Source organism: Croceivirga sp. ABH4_376, from assembly GCF_056160685.1.
The window spans coordinates 1-18,331 of the sequence record NZ_JBSWXQ010000010.1; the positions used below are offsets into that span (position 1 = coordinate 1).

23 protein-coding genes are annotated in these 18,331 nt (G+C 37.2%); 13 read left to right on the top strand and 10 right to left on the bottom strand.

Going from position 1 to position 18,331, the window contains the following annotated elements; all coding sequences use genetic code 11:
- Positions 1–166 precede the first annotated feature (166 nt).
- The gene (gene radC, locus ACXAGS_RS14810; RefSeq protein ID WP_474907858.1) at positions 167–865 is read right to left on the bottom strand and encodes a RadC family protein; all 699 of its coding nucleotides are present in this window, start codon (positions 863–865) and stop codon (positions 167–169) included.
- A gap of 83 nt (positions 866–948) precedes the next feature.
- Between radC and ACXAGS_RS14815 the strand changes: the two genes are divergently transcribed.
- The 11 genes from ACXAGS_RS14815 to ACXAGS_RS14865 all read left to right on the top strand — a co-directional run bounded on the left by ACXAGS_RS14815 (position 949) and on the right by ACXAGS_RS14865 (position 7,943).
- Entirely contained in the window at positions 949–1,395 is a 447-nt protein-coding gene (locus ACXAGS_RS14815) for a DUF1569 domain-containing protein (protein ID WP_474907860.1), read from the top strand.
- On the top strand, positions 1,396–1,977 hold the full coding sequence (locus tag ACXAGS_RS14820; protein WP_474907862.1) for a Crp/Fnr family transcriptional regulator: 582 nt from the start codon (positions 1,396–1,398) through the stop codon (positions 1,975–1,977).
- A 2-nt stretch (positions 1,978–1,979) separates the two neighbouring features.
- Positions 1,980–2,666, top strand: coding sequence for a hypothetical protein (locus tag ACXAGS_RS14825; protein WP_474907863.1), 687 nt, complete (start codon positions 1,980–1,982; stop codon positions 2,664–2,666).
- A 148-nt stretch (positions 2,667–2,814) separates the two neighbouring features.
- A complete protein-coding gene (locus ACXAGS_RS14830) occupies positions 2,815–3,909 on the top strand; it encodes a DUF695 domain-containing protein (protein WP_474907864.1) in 1,095 nt (364 codons plus the stop codon).
- Positions 3,910–4,003: 94 nt separating this feature from the next.
- Entirely contained in the window at positions 4,004–4,540 is a 537-nt protein-coding gene (locus ACXAGS_RS14835) for a hypothetical protein (RefSeq protein ID WP_474907866.1), read from the top strand.
- Between the two features lie 318 nt (positions 4,541–4,858).
- Entirely contained in the window at positions 4,859–5,197 is a 339-nt protein-coding gene (locus ACXAGS_RS14840) for a hypothetical protein (RefSeq protein ID WP_474907867.1), read from the top strand.
- 182 nt (positions 5,198–5,379) lie between these two features.
- Positions 5,380–5,706, top strand: a complete 327-nt coding sequence (locus ACXAGS_RS14845) for a hypothetical protein (RefSeq protein ID WP_474907869.1) — start codon at positions 5,380–5,382, stop codon at positions 5,704–5,706.
- A 196-nt stretch (positions 5,707–5,902) separates the two neighbouring features.
- Positions 5,903–6,331 (top strand): cbb3-type cytochrome c oxidase subunit I, encoded by a 429-nt coding sequence (locus ACXAGS_RS14850; RefSeq protein ID WP_474907871.1) that lies wholly within the window; start codon positions 5,903–5,905, stop codon positions 6,329–6,331.
- Positions 6,332–6,547: 216 nt separating this feature from the next.
- Entirely contained in the window at positions 6,548–6,889 is a 342-nt protein-coding gene (locus ACXAGS_RS14855; RefSeq protein WP_474907872.1) for a YciI family protein, read from the top strand.
- An 11-nt stretch (positions 6,890–6,900) separates the two neighbouring features.
- Positions 6,901–7,422, top strand: a complete 522-nt coding sequence (locus ACXAGS_RS14860; protein ID WP_474907874.1) for an SRPBCC family protein — start codon at positions 6,901–6,903, stop codon at positions 7,420–7,422.
- A 119-nt stretch (positions 7,423–7,541) separates the two neighbouring features.
- A complete protein-coding gene (locus ACXAGS_RS14865; protein WP_474907876.1) occupies positions 7,542–7,943 on the top strand; it encodes a DoxX family protein in 402 nt (133 codons plus the stop codon).
- Positions 7,944–8,006: 63 nt separating this feature from the next.
- Here ACXAGS_RS14865 and ACXAGS_RS14870 read toward each other — a convergent pair whose 3' ends face one another.
- Entirely contained in the window at positions 8,007–9,359 is a 1,353-nt protein-coding gene (locus tag ACXAGS_RS14870; RefSeq protein ID WP_474907877.1) for a UDP-N-acetylmuramate--L-alanine ligase, read from the bottom strand.
- Positions 9,360–9,435: 76 nt separating this feature from the next.
- Here ACXAGS_RS14870 and ACXAGS_RS14875 point away from each other — a divergent pair, with 76 nt between their 5' ends.
- The gene (locus tag ACXAGS_RS14875) at positions 9,436–9,747 is read left to right on the top strand and encodes a cupin domain-containing protein (protein WP_474907879.1); all 312 of its coding nucleotides are present in this window, start codon (positions 9,436–9,438) and stop codon (positions 9,745–9,747) included.
- Between the two features lie 4 nt (positions 9,748–9,751).
- On the top strand, positions 9,752–10,537 hold the full coding sequence (locus ACXAGS_RS14880) for an SDR family oxidoreductase (RefSeq protein ID WP_474907880.1): 786 nt from the start codon (positions 9,752–9,754) through the stop codon (positions 10,535–10,537).
- On the opposite strand, the gene ACXAGS_RS14885 is transcribed toward ACXAGS_RS14880, so the two are convergent.
- The 8 genes from ACXAGS_RS14885 to ACXAGS_RS14920 form a co-directional block, all read right to left on the bottom strand.
- Positions 10,538–11,272, bottom strand: coding sequence for a LytR/AlgR family response regulator transcription factor (locus ACXAGS_RS14885; protein WP_474907882.1), 735 nt, complete (start codon positions 11,270–11,272; stop codon positions 10,538–10,540). It abuts the gene before it with no gap.
- Complete coding sequence (locus ACXAGS_RS14890) at positions 11,269–12,342, bottom strand: sensor histidine kinase (RefSeq protein ID WP_474907883.1); 1,074 nt, start codon at positions 12,340–12,342, stop codon at positions 11,269–11,271. Before ACXAGS_RS14890 ends, ACXAGS_RS14885 begins: the two co-directional genes overlap by 4 nt.
- Before the next feature lie 23 nt (positions 12,343–12,365).
- Positions 12,366–12,650: a hypothetical protein gene (locus tag ACXAGS_RS14895; RefSeq protein ID WP_474907884.1), complete on the bottom strand. Its 285-nt coding sequence runs from the start codon at positions 12,648–12,650 to the stop codon at positions 12,366–12,368.
- A 3-nt stretch (positions 12,651–12,653) separates the two neighbouring features.
- Positions 12,654–12,842 carry a hypothetical protein gene (locus ACXAGS_RS14900; protein ID WP_474907885.1) on the bottom strand — a complete coding sequence of 63 codons (189 nt, stop codon included), beginning with the start codon at positions 12,840–12,842 and terminating at the stop codon, positions 12,654–12,656.
- A gap of 303 nt (positions 12,843–13,145) precedes the next feature.
- Positions 13,146–15,455, bottom strand: coding sequence for a S9 family peptidase (locus ACXAGS_RS14905; protein WP_474907886.1), 2,310 nt, complete (start codon positions 15,453–15,455; stop codon positions 13,146–13,148).
- Between the two features lie 143 nt (positions 15,456–15,598).
- Complete coding sequence (locus ACXAGS_RS14910; RefSeq protein WP_474907888.1) at positions 15,599–16,123, bottom strand: DUF4136 domain-containing protein; 525 nt, start codon at positions 16,121–16,123, stop codon at positions 15,599–15,601.
- Between the two features lie 60 nt (positions 16,124–16,183).
- Positions 16,184–17,185, bottom strand: a complete 1,002-nt coding sequence (gene obgE / locus ACXAGS_RS14915) for a GTPase ObgE (protein WP_474907890.1) — start codon at positions 17,183–17,185, stop codon at positions 16,184–16,186.
- Between the two features lie 22 nt (positions 17,186–17,207).
- Positions 17,208–18,314: an adenylate kinase gene (locus tag ACXAGS_RS14920; protein ID WP_474907892.1), complete on the bottom strand. Its 1,107-nt coding sequence runs from the start codon at positions 18,312–18,314 to the stop codon at positions 17,208–17,210.
- Positions 18,315–18,331 lie beyond the last annotated feature (17 nt).

Sequence of the window (18,331 nt, forward strand, 5' to 3'; positions counted from 1 at the left end):
TGGTTGATGGTTGATGGTTGATGGTTGATGGTTGATGGTTGATGGTTGATGGTTGATGGTTGATGGTTGATGGTTGATGGTTGATGGTAAGCTGTATTTTTTTAGCTAATTAGCAAAACATCCTCCATTTATTATTCAATAAACCCATAAGCCACCCCAATCCAAACTACAACACCCCTTCATCTGCAAAGCTAAAATAAGCGGTTTGGGTTATAATTAAGTGGTCCAATACTTTTATGTCCAACACCTCAGCAGCTGTTTTTAATTTTTGGGTAATTTGTTTATCTGCCGTGCTGGCTTTTAGTGTACCAGAGGGGTGATTGTGGGCTAGAATAAGCCCCAAGGCTCCTTGCTCCAAAGCATTTTTCATGACCAACCGTACATCTACCAAGGTTCCCGTAATACCACCTTTACTCAGTTGTTCTTTAAATAGCACTTTATTGCTGTTGTTTAGGTAAACAATCCAGAATTCCTCATGGTGTAAATCGCCCAGCAAAGGTTGTAACAAATCAAAAACATCTTTGCTGCAGGTAATCTTGGTAATTTTTGCCGCCGCTTCTCCCCTACGCCTACGGCCAATTTCCAAGGCCGCAGCTATGCTAATAGCCTTAGCTTCACCAATACCTTTAAATTGCATTAATTGTTTTATACTTAGTTTTCCAAGTTCGTTTAAATTGTTATCCGCGGCAGCCAATATACGTTTAGACAATTCTACGGCAGACTCTTCCCTATTGCCAGAACCAATAAGTATGGCAATAAGTTCCGCATCTGAAAGGGCCGTTCTACCTTTTGCTACTAATTTTTCTCTAGGCTTATCATCGTCTGACCAGTGTTTTATGGAAAACGATTGTGCTTTTTCTTGCATAGGCTAAATATAACCGAAATTTAATTTTTGCCCAGATAATTTATCGCTATTTTGTAATTTGAAGCACTAAATACCAGCACCTTATGAAATCTATTTTTGATACCGAAGCTTACGAAGAACTAATGGCAAGAGCCAACCAACTTACCCCAGATTCTCCACGCGGTTGGGGCAAAATGAGTGCCGCACAAATGGCTTGGCATTGCCAATACCCGTTACAACTAGCGGTAACGAATAAAAAAACAAAGGTGAACGGTAAGTTTTTTTTGGCAAGGTGGTTTTTTAAAAAATCGTTATATAATGATAAACCCTGGCGTAAAAACCTGCCAACCGCACCCCAATTGGTTGCTAGGGAAGAAAAAGATTTTACTACCGAAATTGAAAAACTGAAAGCACTTATAACCGATTGCCACGAGGTAAAAACAAGAGAAACATGGAATCCGCACCCATTCTTTGGCACTTTTACCAAAGACCAATGGGGACAATTAGAGTACAAACATTTAGACCACCATTTTAAACAATTTGGCGTGTAAATGGATAGCACCTGTTTCTTGCATCAAATTTTTAAACCAGAAAACTTTTCGGAGTCAGATTTACAACTGATTACAGCACAATTTACGGAAGTCGACTTTGCTAAAAATGACACCTTGATTGAAAGTGGCAAAACCGCCAATTACTATTATTTCTTGGAAAGCGGTTATTTACGGTCTTCCATTTACGATACACACGGCAATGATATTACCACCAAATTTTTCTGCCCACTGGATATTGTAATCGACTGGAATGCCTATTTTTTAAAAAAGCCATGTAAAGAGCGCATAGTAGCGCTCACAGAAGGCAAAGCGTGGCGTATTACCTTCGCCAACTTTATGAAGTTATTTCATATTGAAGCCTTTAGAGAAGTGGGCCGCACCCGATTAGTTAACAGCTATTTTGAGCTAAAAAGCCATTCCCTAGCAGTAATTGCAGAACCCGCAAAGGATAGGTATTTGCGTTTAATGCAGCAGCAACCAGCGTTGCTGCAACATGCCCCCTTAAAACATTTGGCAACCTATCTAGGTATTACGGATACGTCTTTAAGTAGAATTAGAAAAGAAATAGCAAAATCACCTTAACCATGATTACAGACCAAGTGCCGTTAGGGCTAAACATTTTATTTTTAATAGCGTTTTTGGCTCCGCTATTCCTAATTGTGCAGCTGGTACGCCAGTATAGCAGTAACACCTATGGCGTATTGGTTCTGTTGTTTTATCTCTTTTTTCTATTGGGCGTGCTCCTACTACAATACAACGGGTATTTTAATGAGTTAAGCTTACCTCCCAGAATCATTGTATTAACCACGCTACCGCTTTTAGCTTTTTACCTTGTAATAATCCATCAAACTACATTTTATAAAAAACTAGTACAGAACACGCCCCTAACAGCTTGGGTACAATTGCATCTATTTAGATTAATTGGAGGTTTTTTTATAGTGCTTTGGGTGTTAGATACCCTACCCAAGACGTTTGCGCTTATTGCTGGCACGGGAGATATTATCACCGCATTGAGTTCCCTATTTGTAGCTAGCGCAATTAGGCAAAATAAAAGCTATGCCAAACGCTTAACTTGGATTTGGAACACCTTTGGTTTGTTAGATATACTTGCCACCTCTTTTACCGCAGTGTTATTGACCAAATGGAATATAGAAACGGGCACCATGGGAGTGGATATTCTTACCACCTTCCCCTACTGTTTTATCCCCGCATTTGCCCCAGCTACAATTATTTTTCTGCATGTTACTATTTACAAAAAGCTATTGAAGTAAGAGACTACTTTTGATGTATCAAAACCGTAGCTAAAAAAAGGAGCGTTTGCCAACTTAAATTTTAGTAGTTTTATACAAAACAGATATGCGTTTTATGACGGATATCTGATTGTTATTTGCAAGACTAAAAGAAAACGAACTAATAAATATGAGTTTTTTAAAATCACTATTTAACACCAAAAAGCAACCAATAAACTCATACGCCGATTTCTGGAATTGGTTTGAACAAAACGAACAAAAATTTCATAAGGTTTTAAAAAACCAAGGCAACATAAACAAAGTTTTCTTCGATAAGTTAGCTCCAAAACTAAATGAATTAAAAGATGGATTCTGGTATCTGGCTGGAATGTATGACGAGAATACTTCTGAATTAGTCATTACACCAGATGGAGCAATTAAAAATATTGTTTTCGTCGAAGAACTTATTCAAAAGGCACCTAAAATTACCAATTGGAAATTCACCGCGTTAAAACCAGCACTTGATATAGAAAATGTAAGAATTGATATGGCGGGTTATACTTTTGACAGCGAAAATTTATCATTTTATTCTATTGACCATAAAAATTATCCTGATGAAATTGATATTGTAATTGCTCATAATGAATACAATAAACAAAATGAATCAACTATAGTAAATGGTACGTATATTTTTCTGGATAATTATCTTGGAGAATTAAACTCGGTAACTACTATTGATAACTTGAAAGTAATTTCAAAGAATCAAGCAGAAAAAGAACTTATCCCAATTTCAAAATTAAAAGATTTTCTAATCTGGAGAGAGAAAGAGTTCGTGGAGAAATATAAAGGACTAAGACACAATACAAACGATGATAATTACTCAAGCCTAGAAGCTACATTAAAAAATGGGCTGCCATTACTTGCGACAGTAAATTCAGATTTATTGAACTGGGACAGTAAAGCTTCACATCCTTGGGTCTCAGTATTGGAAATTAAATATGACGGGGGAAATAATAATGGAATGCCAAATGATTCCGATTATCAACTTTTAAATGAAATAGAAGAAAAGATAATGCTTGAATTAAAAGATTCTGACGGATATCTAAATATTGGGAGACAAACAGCGAATTCTATAAGAGAAGTTTATTTTGCTTGTATTGACTTTAGAAAACCATCTAAAGTACTTCACAACATCAAAAACGAATATAAAAATAGAATTGAGATAGACTTTGATGTTTATAAAGACAAATATTGGCAATCATTTAATAGATTCATAACCAATTAAAAAAGCACATAACAATTTGTTTATTGCACATGCCACCTTCGGCAGGCAAACGCAACATAAAAGAAACGTTGTGTAATATTTGAGAAAAAATATAATGAGGAAAAATATACTTTTTTTACTATTGTTAAGCATTTTTTATTCTTGTGAATCTGACAACAGCTCTATAAATCAAGAATTTTCTGCTTCTGAAAAAATTATTGGAGAATGGACTTTGAAATACTACTATAGTGACTCGTTTTCATCAATTGAACAAACGGGACGAATAGAAGAAATTGTTCCCGAAGAAACCGATTATGGAATTGAATTCACAATAAATCCACAAAAAATAATTCTTTCTGGTTTTTTGAGATATTCTGTTCAAGAATATGAAATTGTCAATAATGATAAGGTTATTACATCTGAACACACCAATTTTATGGACTCAGAACATGGAGAGGGATACCATGTAAATGAATGGCGCATTGAAAATGACCTTCTAATTACAGAAGATCCAACTGGAGACGGAGGTGAACCTTATATTTCTATCTCGGAAATTGAATTTTCAGGAAATCTCTTAAAACTAACGTTAGAGAATTCTCAGTTCAACATTAATCGATCAGGTCAAACTTTTCTGGAATACGAAAGAAAGTAAAAACGTTTTACAACAAGATGTGTAGCTAATTACGGTTTAATTTCCTATATTTATTCCCAACCGTGATTTCCTATCTTTATTCCCAACCGTATGGTGCGCGCTCTTTTGGGCGCATCTCGCCATACATTTAACCTTATGGGTAGGTTTAAAACGGCATAGTGGACACAAACAGACGGAAGCAATGACAATTAGGAATGTAAGTCCTTATCTGATATGACTGACAATTACCTAAATATAAAAATTGGAGACTAGAGACCACTTGACAAAAACCGGGGCGACACCGAAAAGATAAACGAGTTGGTAACTTAAATCAAAAATATGGCTGAAATTAAGAACATTGAAGGTCTTTCTGTAGCAGACATTAATAGAGAATTGAGTAATGGGGCAAAATTTGTTGTTTTCAAATACTGTTTTTCTATAATCGTAATGACATTTAAAAGGGGAAGTGATATTTATTTTATTAAAGCAGGAGAATCAACGGTAAGCTATAGTTTTGGCTTTACTTTAATAACTTTTTTCTTTGGCTGGTGGGGGATACCTTGGGGACCTATTTATAGTATTGGTTCATTATACACTAACTTAACAGGCGGTAAGGACATTACGCAGCAAGTTTTAAACTCAATGAATTCTAATAACAAACGAAAAACTAGCATATAACGTTTTGTATATACAGGGCGAGCTAAAGTGTATATTTCAGCGTTGGTAAACCGCCCAGGCAGTAGCTCGGTCTGACAGAAAAGCACCACGCAACCCGCCCCGAAAATATACAATTTACCGTTCTCTATAATTAGATTAAATCAAATAAAAACAAAGAAATGAAAAAAGCGATTAACTTGTTAATGACTGGATTAGCTGTATTGGTATTCAACTCTTGCGGTAAAAAAATGACTTTTGAAGAACAAATTCGGAAAGATGTTTACGAAAAAATAGCTGCGGGGTACTGCGAAAGTGACTCAATTGCACGTGATGCTGAAATTAAGAACTTTCAAATAGGCGAAATTACTCCAATCGGTGAAACTGGAATGATAGATGTTTCATTAGAATTCGATGTGGTTTCGGACGGTACCGAAAAACATGTGAAAGACGCAATGCTCTATTTAGACAATGGAAGGGGCAAAAAAATGTTAGCCATTTTTGGTGATTATGACTACAGAGAAAACAAGTAACTTATTTATAAATAACAGAATTTCAATCTGGCGTTCAGGATTTTGAACATCAAATTGAATGTATAACACTTTCAACATATCAAAACGAACAGAAAAAAGTTAAGACCACTTTATATAACAAATAGGGTGTTAGGTGGGTTAGAAAAGTTCAGTGGTTATTTGTAACCCCGCCAAATCGTTGATTTACCTTTCAAGAATGAAAAAATTAATTGAAAAACCATATCTAATTTTTATACTCTCAATTCCCATAATAATGCTCATTGGAGTTTTGAGTGGAGACTCAGTTTTTGACATAAACTTTCATGACACTTATTTTGTGATTGCTCATTTGCATTTTGCTATACTGATTTCAATACTTTTTGGAATAATTGGTTTTGGATATTGGATTATGCAAAAAACGGAAAGGAAATTATTAAAGTGGTTAAACTGGACTCATATTGCACTAACCTTTGGCGGAGGCATAATCGTGTGGATTTTGACTAAATTTTACCGGCCTGAAATAATGGAATATGAATTTAACAACAACCTGACAATAACAATCTTGTTAATTATACTGCTTATTATTATTGGACAAATATTTTTCCTAGTAAATATCATTTACGGACTTATAAAAGAAAAAGATTAATAACAAGATTCATAAAAGAACTGAGTTAAAAAAGTTCTTTTTCGCAAGGTAGCCCTCCCTTAAACCTAAACCTTCCTTTTTCAATAGTTACACTAAAACGTTTAGCGACCCTTTAGCTTAGCTACCACAATATCTAATTGCCTTTCTTGTCTTATGACAAGTTTTTTCTGTTAACGCTCTTCTAGTTTTGGCTCGTAATCATTTAAAAACAATCAAATGAAAAACGAGACTTTATTTATGATGCTTTTTAAGTATCAACCAGATGCCGTAAAACTATCTGCGGAAGAAGAAGAAACAGTAGCTAATGCTTGGGGGAAATTTATTGGCAACATCGCCCTTAAAGAAAAATTAGTGAGCACTTATCAATTGGGCCAACATAAACAATTGGTAGGCCACCAGACTAAAAGCAGTACACCAACATCCAAAGAAATAATTGGTGGCAACATGGTCATCAGTGCCAATTCTATGGAAGAAGCCTGCGCTTTAGCCCAAAACTCACCCATACTACAACTGGGGGGTTATGTAGAAGTAAGAACTATAATACCAATGCAAGATTAAAGATGAAAAAGATGATGTATATAATACTATCCGTTGTACTGGCAGCTATTGTGGTGGTGCTAATAGCCTCTAACAATACCAAACAAATCTACTTAGAAAACAGCATCACTGTTAACGCACCGATAGAACGTGTTTTTAATCAGGTACGGTATTTAGAAAAATTCCCAGAGTGGAGTCCTTTTTTAGAAATAGACCCAACCCAAAAGATAACCGTAACCGGTACAGATGGTACTATTGGGGCACAATACCACTGGGTTGGCAACCAAGGTAAAGATGTAGGCTACCAAGAATTAGTAGCTATTGAAGAACAAGCCAAGCTGGTATTTAAATGTACTATAGAAAAACCCTATACGGCAGCACCCCAATTTACCTACCTATTTGTACCCTTAGGTAATACCACCAAGGTTATTCAAAAATTTGAGCTAAAATCAGGAACCGTGAACGCCATTTTTATGTGGGTATTTGGCACTAAAAAGCAAATGCAACAATTAAATGCCAGGGGTTTGCAACTTTTAAAAAAAACATTGGAATAGAAAAAACACGGTTTACCCTACCTATTTTACACTTGAACGTTACATACCTAAATCACAACTATATTGGGCAATATATAAGCGTTTAGCATTGTAATTTAAGAGCACCAAATCGTATTGTTATGAATAGTAATAAAACAATGTATCGAATTAGTCTAGGAATATTTTGTTTGGCCATATTAGGTGCGGTAGCAAACTCAATAGTAAACTATAGTGCTGTGGCAGAAACGTTCTTAAAACTGGGTTACCCGTCTTATTTAATAGAAATTTTAGGGGTGGCACAAGTTATTGGGGTAATTCTTTTAATCCTAAACAAAGGACGATGGTTTATAGAATGGGTCTATGCCGGCTTCTTTTTAAACCTTATCCTAGGTTTTATTGCGCACCTAGTATCTAATTACGGTAACGGGGCCTCTGCAGTACTTTGTCTAATTCCGCTTCTGGTGAGTTATATTTTATACAAACGCATGGAACAGACGGAGGTTGCTAAAAATAAAATTGGCGATATTACTTATAACGTTTAAAATGCAGTTCTTTAAACGTTAAAACCCGTTCCTAAAGAGTCATCAGGAACGGGTTTTATTTTTTTAAAATAGTTTAGCTACCTCTTTAAAATCCAAACCGCCGTAATTTCCAGAACTCATGAGCAATAACGCCATATTTTCCATGGAATGGGAAAATAGAAATTCTTTAAAATCCGCTGGATCGGTATAGATAGCCAAATCTTCGCGCTCAAAAGCAGCTGCAATATCTTGTTCAGAAACTTCTTCTAACTGTTTTATTTTTACCGCTTCCGGTGAATAAAAAACCACCGCTTCGTCTGCCGCTTGTAAGGCTCCTTTGTATTCCTTTAAAAATTCAGAATTTAAACTGCTATAGGTATGCAATTCTAGGCAAGCTAATACCTTTTTATTGGGGTACTGTTCTTTTACCGCATTGGTAGTGGCCTTTACCTTACTGGGCGAATGTGCAAAGTCTTTAAAAGCTACCGCATTCTTATTTTCTCCTATTTTTTCCAGACGCTTGCTGGCTCCTTTAAATGTTGAAATAGCCTCATAGAAATCTACCTCATCTACACCCATTTGTTGGCAAATCCATTTGGCGCCCGCAAGATTGTTTAAATTATGCTGCCCAAATATTTCTAACGGCATGGGGCCATCTTCTGTTTCTAAATAGGTTATACCATTGTCCAAGGTATATTCTGGCGTTTGGTACGGAAATTTACGAATGGTATTTTCAGAAGCTTCTACCACCTCTTTTACTGCTGTATCTTCCGTATTGTACGTAATACTACCACCACTTACAATGCCATCTACAAAAATTTTGAATTGCTCTACATAGTTTTCGTAAGTAGGAAAAACATTAATGTGGTCCCAAGCTATGCCAGACAGTAGGGCAATATTGGGTTGATATAAATGAAATTTAGGGCGCCTATCTATGGGGGAAGACAAATATTCATCGCCCTCTAAAACTATAAAATCGTTTTCCGTAGTTAAGTGTACCATTCTATCAAAACCTTCTAACTGCGCTCCCACCATATAATCTACCGCTATGTTATTATAGGCCAATACGTGCAAAATCATAGAAGTGATGGTGGTTTTACCATGGCTACCGCCTATTACCACACGGGTTTTGTCCTTAGACTGTTCGTATAAAAATTCGGGATAAGAATAAATGGTAATCCCCAACTCCTTGGCTCGCAACAACTCTGGATTATCTGGTTTGGCATGCATCCCGAGGATTACCGCGTCTAAAGATTCGTTTATTTTTTCTGGGTACCATCCAAATTCTAAGGGTAGCAATCCCTTGTTTTCTAACCTACTTTTAGAGGGTTCGTAGATGATATCGTCACTTCCTGTTATTTGGTATCCTTTATGCTGTAGGGCCAAAGCTAGATTGTGCATAGCACTGCCCCCTATAGCGATAAAATGTATTTTCATTGCCTTGTAATTATAGCCCAAAGATAACCAATGCGTCTTAGGATTATTTTTATCTTGATGGCTAAATAACACCAAAATGAACTTAAAAGACATAACAGCTAAAGAAATACTACCGGGCCTACATGGTAAATTAATTCATGGCGATGCGTTGAGCTGGGCCTTCTGGGAGGTAGAAGCCGGTGCAATAGTGCCAGAACACCATCATATTCACGAACAAATTATGCATGTGGTAGCAGGCAAATTTGAATTTAGCTTAAACGGTGAAAGCAAAACCTATGTTGCAGGAGATGTAGTGGTTATCCCTTCTAATGTACCGCATGGGGGCAAAGCTATAACCCATTGCAAACTCATGGATGTATTTACCCCAGTTAGGGAAGATTATAAATAAGCGTATGGAAGTATCAGTTAAAGGAAAAAAAGCATTGGTAGGTGGTAGCTCTAACGGTATTGGTTTGGCTATTGCCAAAGAGTTAGCCGCAAGTGGTGCTAGTGTAACCCTAATGTCTCATCGTGTAGAGAAACTCCTAGCTATATTAAAAGAGCTGCCTACGGACCAAGGACAACAACACCAATATCTTTTAGTAGATTTTACGGATTTTGAGAATTACCAACGAATCATAAATGCCTATTTTGAACAAAACACCGTAGACATTCTGGTAAACAATACACAGGGCCCTGCTGCAGGCGGTGCGTTAGAAAAAACGGTAGCCGATTACCAACAGGCGTTTGATTTGCTATTTAAAACCGTAGTCTACACCACGGAGAAGGCGTTACCCAAAATGCAAGAAAATGGTTGGGGGCGTATTATTAATGTAGCTTCTATCTCTGTTAAAGAGCCTTTAAACTATTTGGCCTTGAGCAATACGGTACGCGCGGCAGTGACCACTTGGGCCAAAGGTTTATCTTTAGATGTTGGCCAGTTTGGCATAACCGTAAATAACATCCTTACCGGATATTTTGATACGGACCGTATAGCACAATTAAATGCTAAAAAAGCAGAAAAGATGAACGTTTCCCAAGAAGAAGTACGCAGTACCATGGAGAACATGGTTCCTGTAAAGCGTATTGGCAGGCCAGAAGAGTATGGATATTTGGTTACTTTTTTAGCTTCTGATAAGGCCGCTTTTTTAACGGGCACCAACATTCCGTTAGACGGCGGACTATTAAAAAGTATGTAGTTACAAGCTTAACTTGTCTTTAAACAAATACGATTGGCGGCGAGATACTTCTATCTCGTCTCCATTTTGCATGCTTAGCTTTAGTTTGCCATTAAACCACGGAATTACCTCTTTTATAAAACCAATATTTACAATTTGCTGCCTGCTTACCCTAAAAAATTGTTCTTGTGGTAGCTTATCTTCCACTTGTTGCAAAGATTTATACAGCATTGGTTTTTGGTCCTGAAAAAACACGCGGGTATAATTGCCCACTATTTCAAAATGCGATATTTCCCCAATCTTTAGCAACCAGCATTTTTCGCCATCTTTTATAAAAATCTGACTTTGTAGATTTAAGCGAACAGTAGGCGCATTGGTTTTTGCTTCTATCTGTGTTTCTTGCAAAATGCCCTTTACTTTTTCTATGCTCTTATCAAACCGTTTTTGATTTATGGGTTTTAAAAGATAATCTAGTGCATTGTATTCAAAAGATTTAATAGCATACTCATCAAAGGCAGTCGTAAAAATGGTGATGGGCACTTCATCCAACATTTCCAACAACTCAAACCCATCTTTTTCTGGCATATTAATGTCCAAAAACAGCAAATCTGGGTTGGTTTCTCTTATCAATTCAAAACCTTGGTCCACATTTTCTGCTTCGCCTAAAAGCTCAATATCCGTGTGTTTCTTCAATAGCTCTTTAAGCTCATTACGCGCCAAACGAGAATCTTCTACAATGACCGCTTTTATCATCATACCAAAGGAATTTTTATTAAAGCCACTACCTCATCTCCTGCTTCCGTAAGTGAAAAACTGGCCTTTGCACCATAGAGCAATTGCAAGCGTTGCCTAATATTTTTAAGTCCCAAATGAGTGCCATCTTTTGCTAGTTGTAGCTTTCCAGAATTACGCACCTCTATAAGCAAATCGCCAGCTTCTTTTTTAGTGTTTAGAGCGATGGTACCGCCGTTTTTTAAATTAGAAATACCGTGTTTTGCCGCATTCTCTACCAGCAATTGAATAATCATAGGCGGTATTTGCAAACCCTTGGTCTCTGGCGCTATGTTAGTCACGAATTGCAAACGTTCTTCAAACTGGATTTTGGACAAATCGATGTAATTAGCCACCATTTCTAGTTCTTCTTCTAATGCAATTGAGTTTTTGGCATTTTGGGTCAAAGAATACCGAAGCATCTCGGACAATTTGGTAATCATATCCCTAGAACGTTCTACATCTTCTAGCATTAATCCCCTTATGTTATTTAAACTATTGAACATAAAATGCGGATTAATTTGTCCTTTAAGGGTATTTAACTGCGCTTGTTTTAAATTGCTGTTAAGCTCTGTACGTTCTAAATGGTCTTGGTTAGATTTGAGCATCAACTTAATAGCAAAGTAGAGCATGGTCCAACCTAAAATGGTGATAAAAGAATTGGCAATAATTACGCCCCAACCGGCATTTTTGTAGATATCCGGAACTTTAGTAACGTCAGATTCAAAAAATTGATGTGATAAATAACCCGCAGCGTAAGAAAGTAACGCATAAGCGGCAGCACAAACCACAACACTAACAAATATCCAGAGCCAATAGCGCTTTTTAAAATCGTTCAATTGAATTTTTCGCTTTAAATAAGCTCTAAGCAATCCGGTACAAAACAGACCAATAACAAAGCTGGTTGCTAAAGAAAATTTTAAAAAACCAGAAGATTTAAACCCGTCTACATCTGGTGTAAACACATAGGCAAAACCTAAAATAGCACCCCAAGAAATTACTTGAATGCTCCAAAACAAAAGGTTTCTATACCTATCCCAAACGCTTTTTGCCATGTATATGAGTTACCGTTTTCTAATTATCCTATCCAAAGATAGGCAACTTTACCTACTGCCGTACCAACGCCAAAGCACAAGGCCGCCAAAGCGATTAGCACTAAAATCTTACGAAAGATATTCCCTTTTGTGAATAGACAATGTAACGCCCTTTTGTCTTTAAAAAAAGTATAAACCAGCGTACCTATACCTCCTAAAAGCATTACAGAACTAATAATAAGTTCATTGTTAGCTACATTAGAAAGTAAAACAGCTGCCAACAGAATGGCAGCTGCTAGTAATAATGATTGGTTGATGGTTAATTTCATAAACTACGCTTTTGTAAAATTAGTTGTACTTTCTTTATGCAACACTACGCTGCCAATAAGTATAAAACCAGTGTAAATAGCAAACGCAACTGTCATTGTTGCCACACCGGCAAAAATTCCGAAAGTTCCTGAAAGGATAGCTAAACTACCTATGCCTAATACTGTTTTCTTTGTGATGTCCATTGTTTTCATGATTGTTGTTTTTTGATGATTGATAATTGATTTTTGATTGATAATTGAATTGTGATTGATGCTTTACATAAATATGCCCACTAAAAGGCTTACTATTAATTTGATAACTGTTACCATGCTGTTCGTTTTTATTTATACAGCTAAACTACTACCCCAATGGGGGTTTTGAAACTAAATTATGACGAATGGTAAGTTCCCTTGCCCGAACGGTAAACATAGATTACCCAATTGAAAATCAAATACTTTACAAAACAAAAAAAGGGAGCCGAAGCTCCCTTAAATTCTTTAAAACGACTGTGTTTACTAGCCTTTTACCGCTTTCTTAACCGGTTGTGAGGTATTTAAATGTTCTGCAAAAAAGCCCATCATAGCCTTGTACAACTCAATACGGTTTTCTTCTTTGCCAAACCCATGGCCTTCATCATACTTTACCATATAAGGTACTGCTTGGCCTTTAGCCCGTAAGCCCTCTACAATTTGGTCAGATTCGTTAATATTAACCCTTGGGTCATTGGCCCCTTGTACAACAAATAAGGGCTTCTTGATTTTATCTATATGATTAACGGGTGAAACCTCTTCCATAATTTTCTTTTCTTCTGGAACATTGGGGTCGTACCAAATCTCCTGTACAATTTCTAAATAAGGTTTCCAGTACTCTGGGAAAGAATCCATAAACGTAAACAGATTAGACACCCCAACATAATCCACACCACAGGCATATAAGTCTGGTGTTTTGGTTAACCCACGTAATACCGCATAACCACCATGGCTACCGCCATAGATTGCTGCCTTATCCTTATCTACCCAACCTTGGTCTACCACATACTGTAAGCCATCTTCTACATCGTCCATAGCTTTTCTTCCAATTTGCTTAAAGCCAGACTCTAAAAATTCTCTACCGTAGCCTCCAGAAATTCTAAAATTAACCTGTAAGGTTGCGTAACCTCTGCTGGCAAATAATTGTGCTTCTGGATTAAAGCCCCAACTATCTCTAATACCTTGTGGGCCACCATGTGGGTTTACTATAACCGGTACTTTTTGGCCTTCTAAAGCCGCTTTAGGCAAGGTAATATAACCGTGTATGGTTTTACCGTCCCTACTTTTAAACGTTATTGGCCGCATTTCTGCCATATCTTCTTCCTTGAGCTGCGGCATTAAATCGAACAGAAAAGTAAACTCGTCTTTGGCTACATTGTAAGAATAATATTCACCATACAACTTATCACTTGTAATGTACAGCAACACCTGGTTTTCATCTTCTGTAGCATCTGTAAGGTAGAATTGTTGATTTGGAAATTTTTGAGCAATGCGTTTGTGCAGTTTTTTAAAAGAGGCACTAACTGGTACGATCTGGTATTTATCTCCCTCATAGGCAACATAATCTAACTCGTAACCGCGCTTTTTAGAAATAGATAAACTAGACACATCATAATCTGGATGTAGGTACACCTCTTCCAAGGTTTTTCCCGTCTTAAAATCGAACTTTATAATTTTGGTCTTATCGCTCTCCAAATTGGTAAGTACATAGGCATCATCTGGGTTGTCCGTAGCATAGTCAAAAGCCAAAACAGAAAAAGTATCTTTCCAGTTAAGCTCTTTAAATAGGGTATAACCGCCGTTACCATCTGTATAGTAATACTGCATATCTACGCCATTTACCATTTTAGTATAGCCTTTTAAGTTGCCATCCTTATCAAAATCGTACCCCATTATTGGGTTTTGTGGGTCTTCGTTCTTAAATAATTGCTCCAAAGCCCCTGTTTCTATATTTACCTTAAATGGCTCAAAAACTTGTGGATTGTTTTTGTTCATAGAAACGATTATGTGGTTTTTGTCTTCTTTCAACAAATTAGAAAACTCTGCTTTTACCCCATCAAACGGCGTTAAATCCATAGTATTACTGCCATCCAGATTAGCGGCATACACATGATAATTTTCATCCCCACCTTGATCCATTAAATAAGCCAAACGATTGTTGTTTAACCACGCATAACCCCTAATTAGTTCTTCCTTTTCCTCCACGGCCATCTTAACATCACCGGTGGCTACATTTTTAACCATTACATGGCGTTTGCCTTTGTCGTCCTTTTCCATGTAAGACATATACTTGCCATCTGGAGAAAAACGAAAAGAGGAAGCTTTGGGTCTTGCAAAATAATCTTCTACACTGTATTTGTAATCGCCCTTATCCAAGGCCTGTAATTTTTGTAAATCGGCCTCCGAGCTCACCAAAGCCGGATTGCCAGGAATTGTTTTTTCTGTTTTCATAAGTGTTAAAGGAAGTTCCATACCACCTTGGTAAAAAGTACCGGCAATGCTGTCTGCATTCCATACGCCTACATACTTTATGCCTCCTTGTTTAAATTCTATTGTTAGTTCTTTTTCATTTAAAGTGGTTACATCCATTGGGATGCCCGTTGCGCCCTGTTTAGGACTATCCATGGTACTGGATAATTCGCCAGAAGCATTTGTGATGTTAAAAATTAAAGGTAATTCCGTACCCTGTACATCTAAATTTCCCTTCCAGCTACCTGCAATGTCTTGTGCGGTTACGCTAAACGCGGTAAGCATACAAAACAGTGCCATTACTGCTTGCTTTTTGATTGTGTTCATAGTTTTACTTTTAATTGATTGTGAATATGAGTAGGTAAAATGATTGATTCGTTACCAACTATCTAAAATTAAAAGTACTAGAAAATTAAAATTAACCCTATGGAATTATGGGCAGCGGTAATTTTAAACTAGTGAACGGAAATTTATTTACTTTCTGGTGGAAACTTTTTAAAAACCTTGTCTACCACCGCTCTTAGTTGTTGTTCTCTTACGGAAGGTGAAGCATTATCCCTGAACGATTGTTCTGCAATAGCCTGCCAAAAGAGCTGGTCTTTGGCTACGTCCACAAAATCAAATTGTATGCTGCGTTGCATTCCAGAATTGCCTATGGGTAAACCAATAGATATACCGCCACCTACGTTTCTACCCGTACCCCCAACACCAACTCCAACGTTGTTTTGTGGTTGAGACCTGTACGCATTACTTGTAATATTTACGTAAAAATCAGGTTCTTCGTCCAGGATAAACCCTTTTGTTAGTAAGGTAGAATCCAACACCCTTAGAAGTCTTTTTTCATCTAATTGGGTAAGTCCGGTGTTTAATTCTGGATAATAGCTATACTTTACATAGTTATTAAAATTCACGGCTTTATCGTAATCATAAACCACCCGTGTACCCATACAAGAAGCAAAAGCAACCAAAAACAAAAGTAGAAGTAACCGTTTCATAACTTACTTTTAGAGACAAATTACGAATAAAGTAGCTGTTTAAATACTAGGAAGATGTTATTAATTGTTAAGCATGGCCCACAATTTATCTTTGAGCTCTTGTATCCCCTTCTGCGCCACAGATGATATAAAAATATATTCCACATCTTTAAAATCATCCTTCATTAAAGAGTCCATTTCGGCAATTAATTCGTCATCTAACATGTCTGACTTAGAGATAGCCACCAAACGTTGTTTATCTAGCATTTCTGGATTGTATCGCCTTAATTCGTCTAGCAGAATTTGGTACTCTTTAGAAACGTCTTTACTATCTGCAGGAATCAAAAATAACAAAGTAGCATTGCGTTCTATGTGTCTTAAAAAGTAGTGTCCCAAACCTTTGCCTTCTGCAGCGCCCTCTATTATTCCTGGGATATCTGCCATAACAAAACTTTGAAAGTCACGATACTCTACTATACCTAAATTGGGTTTAAGCGTGGTGAACTCATAGTCTGCTATTTTTGGTTTAGCCGAAGTTATTACGGAAAGTAAGGTAGATTTACCCGCATTAGGAAACCCTACCAAACCAACATCCGCCAATACTTTTAACTCTAAGGTCAACTGCTTTTCTTCTCCTGGCAAGCCGGGCTGGGCATAACGCGGCGTTTGGTTGGTTGCACTTTTAAAATGCCAATTACCACGACCACCTAAACCGCCTTTGGCAAGGATTTTTTCTTCTCCGTCTTCCGTAATCTCAAAAAGAATGGCATTAGTCTCCGTATCTCTAACAACGGTACCTAACGGTACTTCTAAATACACATCTGCACCATCTGCACCGGTACTACGCTGCCTACTACCATGTTCCCCGTGCCCTGCCTTAAAATGCTTCTTAAATTTATAATGCACAAGGGTCCAAAGGTTTTTGTTCCCTTTGATTATTACATGACCTCCACGACCACCATCACCACCATCCGGGCCACCCTTGGCCACGAACTTTTCCCTACGTAAATGCGTAGAACCCTGACCACCTTTGCCAGAGTTAACGTGCACTTTTACGTAATCAACAAAATTCCCTTCGGTCATATCTTAAGCTGTTGCGCTTTTTTTAAAGCGATTCTATTACTGATTTAATTCGTTCTGTAATAGCCTCTATTTCTCCAATTCCGTTTACGGAATGGAATTTACCTTGCGCCTCATAATAAGCCTTTAATGGCGCTGTTTTTTCATTATACTCGTCAAATCGGTTACGGATTTTAGACTCGTCTTGGTCATCCGTTCTACCGCTAACCTTACCACGCTCCAATAAACGTTGTACCAGAATATCATCCTCTGCTTCCAAAGCTATTGTAGCATCTACTTTCATGTCTTTAGACTCCAAAAAGTTATCCAAAGCTTCTGCTTGTGCCGTAGTTCTTGGAAAACCATCAAAGATAAACCCAGCAGCATCTGGATTTTTTTCTACCTCGTCCTTAAGCATATTAATGGTAACCTCATCTGGCACCAACTCGCCCTTATCTATAAAAGACTTAGCTAGTGTGCCTAATTCAGTTGCATTTTTAATGTTGTATCTAAAAACGTCTCCTGTAGAAATGTGTTTTAGATTATACTTTTCCTTTAAAAATCCTGCTTGTGTACCCTTACCTGCACCAGGTTTTCCAAAAAGTACTAAGTTGATCATATCAGTTTGGTTTAATGTGTATACTTCTCTTAAGTTTCTGCCCAGTTCGTTATAATCCAACCCATAACCAACAATAAAATTATTGGGTATATCCATTCCAAAATAATCTATCGCATATTCGCCATTATAGATTTCGGACTTATAAAACAAAGAGGCAATCTTAAATTCCTTTACGTTGGTATTAGAAAATAAATGCACCAGTTGCTGTAACGTACGGCCTGTATCAATTATATCTTCCAAGATAATTACGCTCTTACCCGCTATATCTTCAGAAACATCCAACAAAGTTTCCACTATCCCTGTAGAAGTTAACCCTTGGTAAGAACTCAGCTTAACAAAAGAGACCTCGCACGGATAGGGATAAGCCTTTAAAAAATCTGAAACAAACATGAAAGAACCGTTGAGCACACCTACGAACAAAGGCACTTCGTCTTTATAATCTTCCGCAATGGCAAGAGCCATTTTTTCTACGGCATTGAGTATCTGAGCCTCGCTCAAATACGGCTTAAAAAACTTATCGTGCAATTGTATCACTTGTGTCCCCTGTTTTT

Bases quoted from the DNA above. Each gene is read 5' to 3' on its own strand.
- radC (WP_474907858.1), bottom strand. From the start codon at position 865: ATGCAAGAAAAAGCACAATCGTTTTCCATAAAACACTGGTCAGACGAT.
- ACXAGS_RS14815 (WP_474907860.1), top strand. From the start codon at position 949: ATGAAATCTATTTTTGATACCGAAGCTTACGAAGAACTAATGGCAAGA.
- ACXAGS_RS14820 (WP_474907862.1), top strand. From the start codon at position 1,396: ATGGATAGCACCTGTTTCTTGCATCAAATTTTTAAACCAGAAAACTTT.
- ACXAGS_RS14825 (WP_474907863.1), top strand. From the start codon at position 1,980: ATGATTACAGACCAAGTGCCGTTAGGGCTAAACATTTTATTTTTAATA.
- ACXAGS_RS14830 (WP_474907864.1), top strand. From the start codon at position 2,815: ATGAGTTTTTTAAAATCACTATTTAACACCAAAAAGCAACCAATAAAC.
- ACXAGS_RS14835 (WP_474907866.1), top strand. From the start codon at position 4,004: ATGAGGAAAAATATACTTTTTTTACTATTGTTAAGCATTTTTTATTCT.
- ACXAGS_RS14840 (WP_474907867.1), top strand. From the start codon at position 4,859: ATGGCTGAAATTAAGAACATTGAAGGTCTTTCTGTAGCAGACATTAAT.
- ACXAGS_RS14845 (WP_474907869.1), top strand. From the start codon at position 5,380: ATGACTGGATTAGCTGTATTGGTATTCAACTCTTGCGGTAAAAAAATG.
- ACXAGS_RS14850 (WP_474907871.1), top strand. From the start codon at position 5,903: ATGAAAAAATTAATTGAAAAACCATATCTAATTTTTATACTCTCAATT.
- ACXAGS_RS14855 (WP_474907872.1), top strand. From the start codon at position 6,548: ATGAAAAACGAGACTTTATTTATGATGCTTTTTAAGTATCAACCAGAT.
- ACXAGS_RS14860 (WP_474907874.1), top strand. From the start codon at position 6,901: ATGATGTATATAATACTATCCGTTGTACTGGCAGCTATTGTGGTGGTG.
- ACXAGS_RS14865 (WP_474907876.1), top strand. From the start codon at position 7,542: ATGAATAGTAATAAAACAATGTATCGAATTAGTCTAGGAATATTTTGT.
- ACXAGS_RS14870 (WP_474907877.1), bottom strand. From the start codon at position 9,359: ATGAAAATACATTTTATCGCTATAGGGGGCAGTGCTATGCACAATCTA.
- ACXAGS_RS14875 (WP_474907879.1), top strand. From the start codon at position 9,436: ATGAACTTAAAAGACATAACAGCTAAAGAAATACTACCGGGCCTACAT.
- ACXAGS_RS14880 (WP_474907880.1), top strand. From the start codon at position 9,752: ATGGAAGTATCAGTTAAAGGAAAAAAAGCATTGGTAGGTGGTAGCTCT.
- ACXAGS_RS14885 (WP_474907882.1), bottom strand. From the start codon at position 11,272: ATGATGATAAAAGCGGTCATTGTAGAAGATTCTCGTTTGGCGCGTAAT.
- ACXAGS_RS14890 (WP_474907883.1), bottom strand. From the start codon at position 12,342: ATGGCAAAAAGCGTTTGGGATAGGTATAGAAACCTTTTGTTTTGGAGC.
- ACXAGS_RS14895 (WP_474907884.1), bottom strand. From the start codon at position 12,650: ATGAAATTAACCATCAACCAATCATTATTACTAGCAGCTGCCATTCTG.
- ACXAGS_RS14900 (WP_474907885.1), bottom strand. From the start codon at position 12,842: ATGAAAACAATGGACATCACAAAGAAAACAGTATTAGGCATAGGTAGT.
- ACXAGS_RS14905 (WP_474907886.1), bottom strand. From the start codon at position 15,455: ATGAACACAATCAAAAAGCAAGCAGTAATGGCACTGTTTTGTATGCTT.
- ACXAGS_RS14910 (WP_474907888.1), bottom strand. From the start codon at position 16,123: ATGAAACGGTTACTTCTACTTTTGTTTTTGGTTGCTTTTGCTTCTTGT.
- obgE (WP_474907890.1), bottom strand. From the start codon at position 17,185: ATGACCGAAGGGAATTTTGTTGATTACGTAAAAGTGCACGTTAACTCT.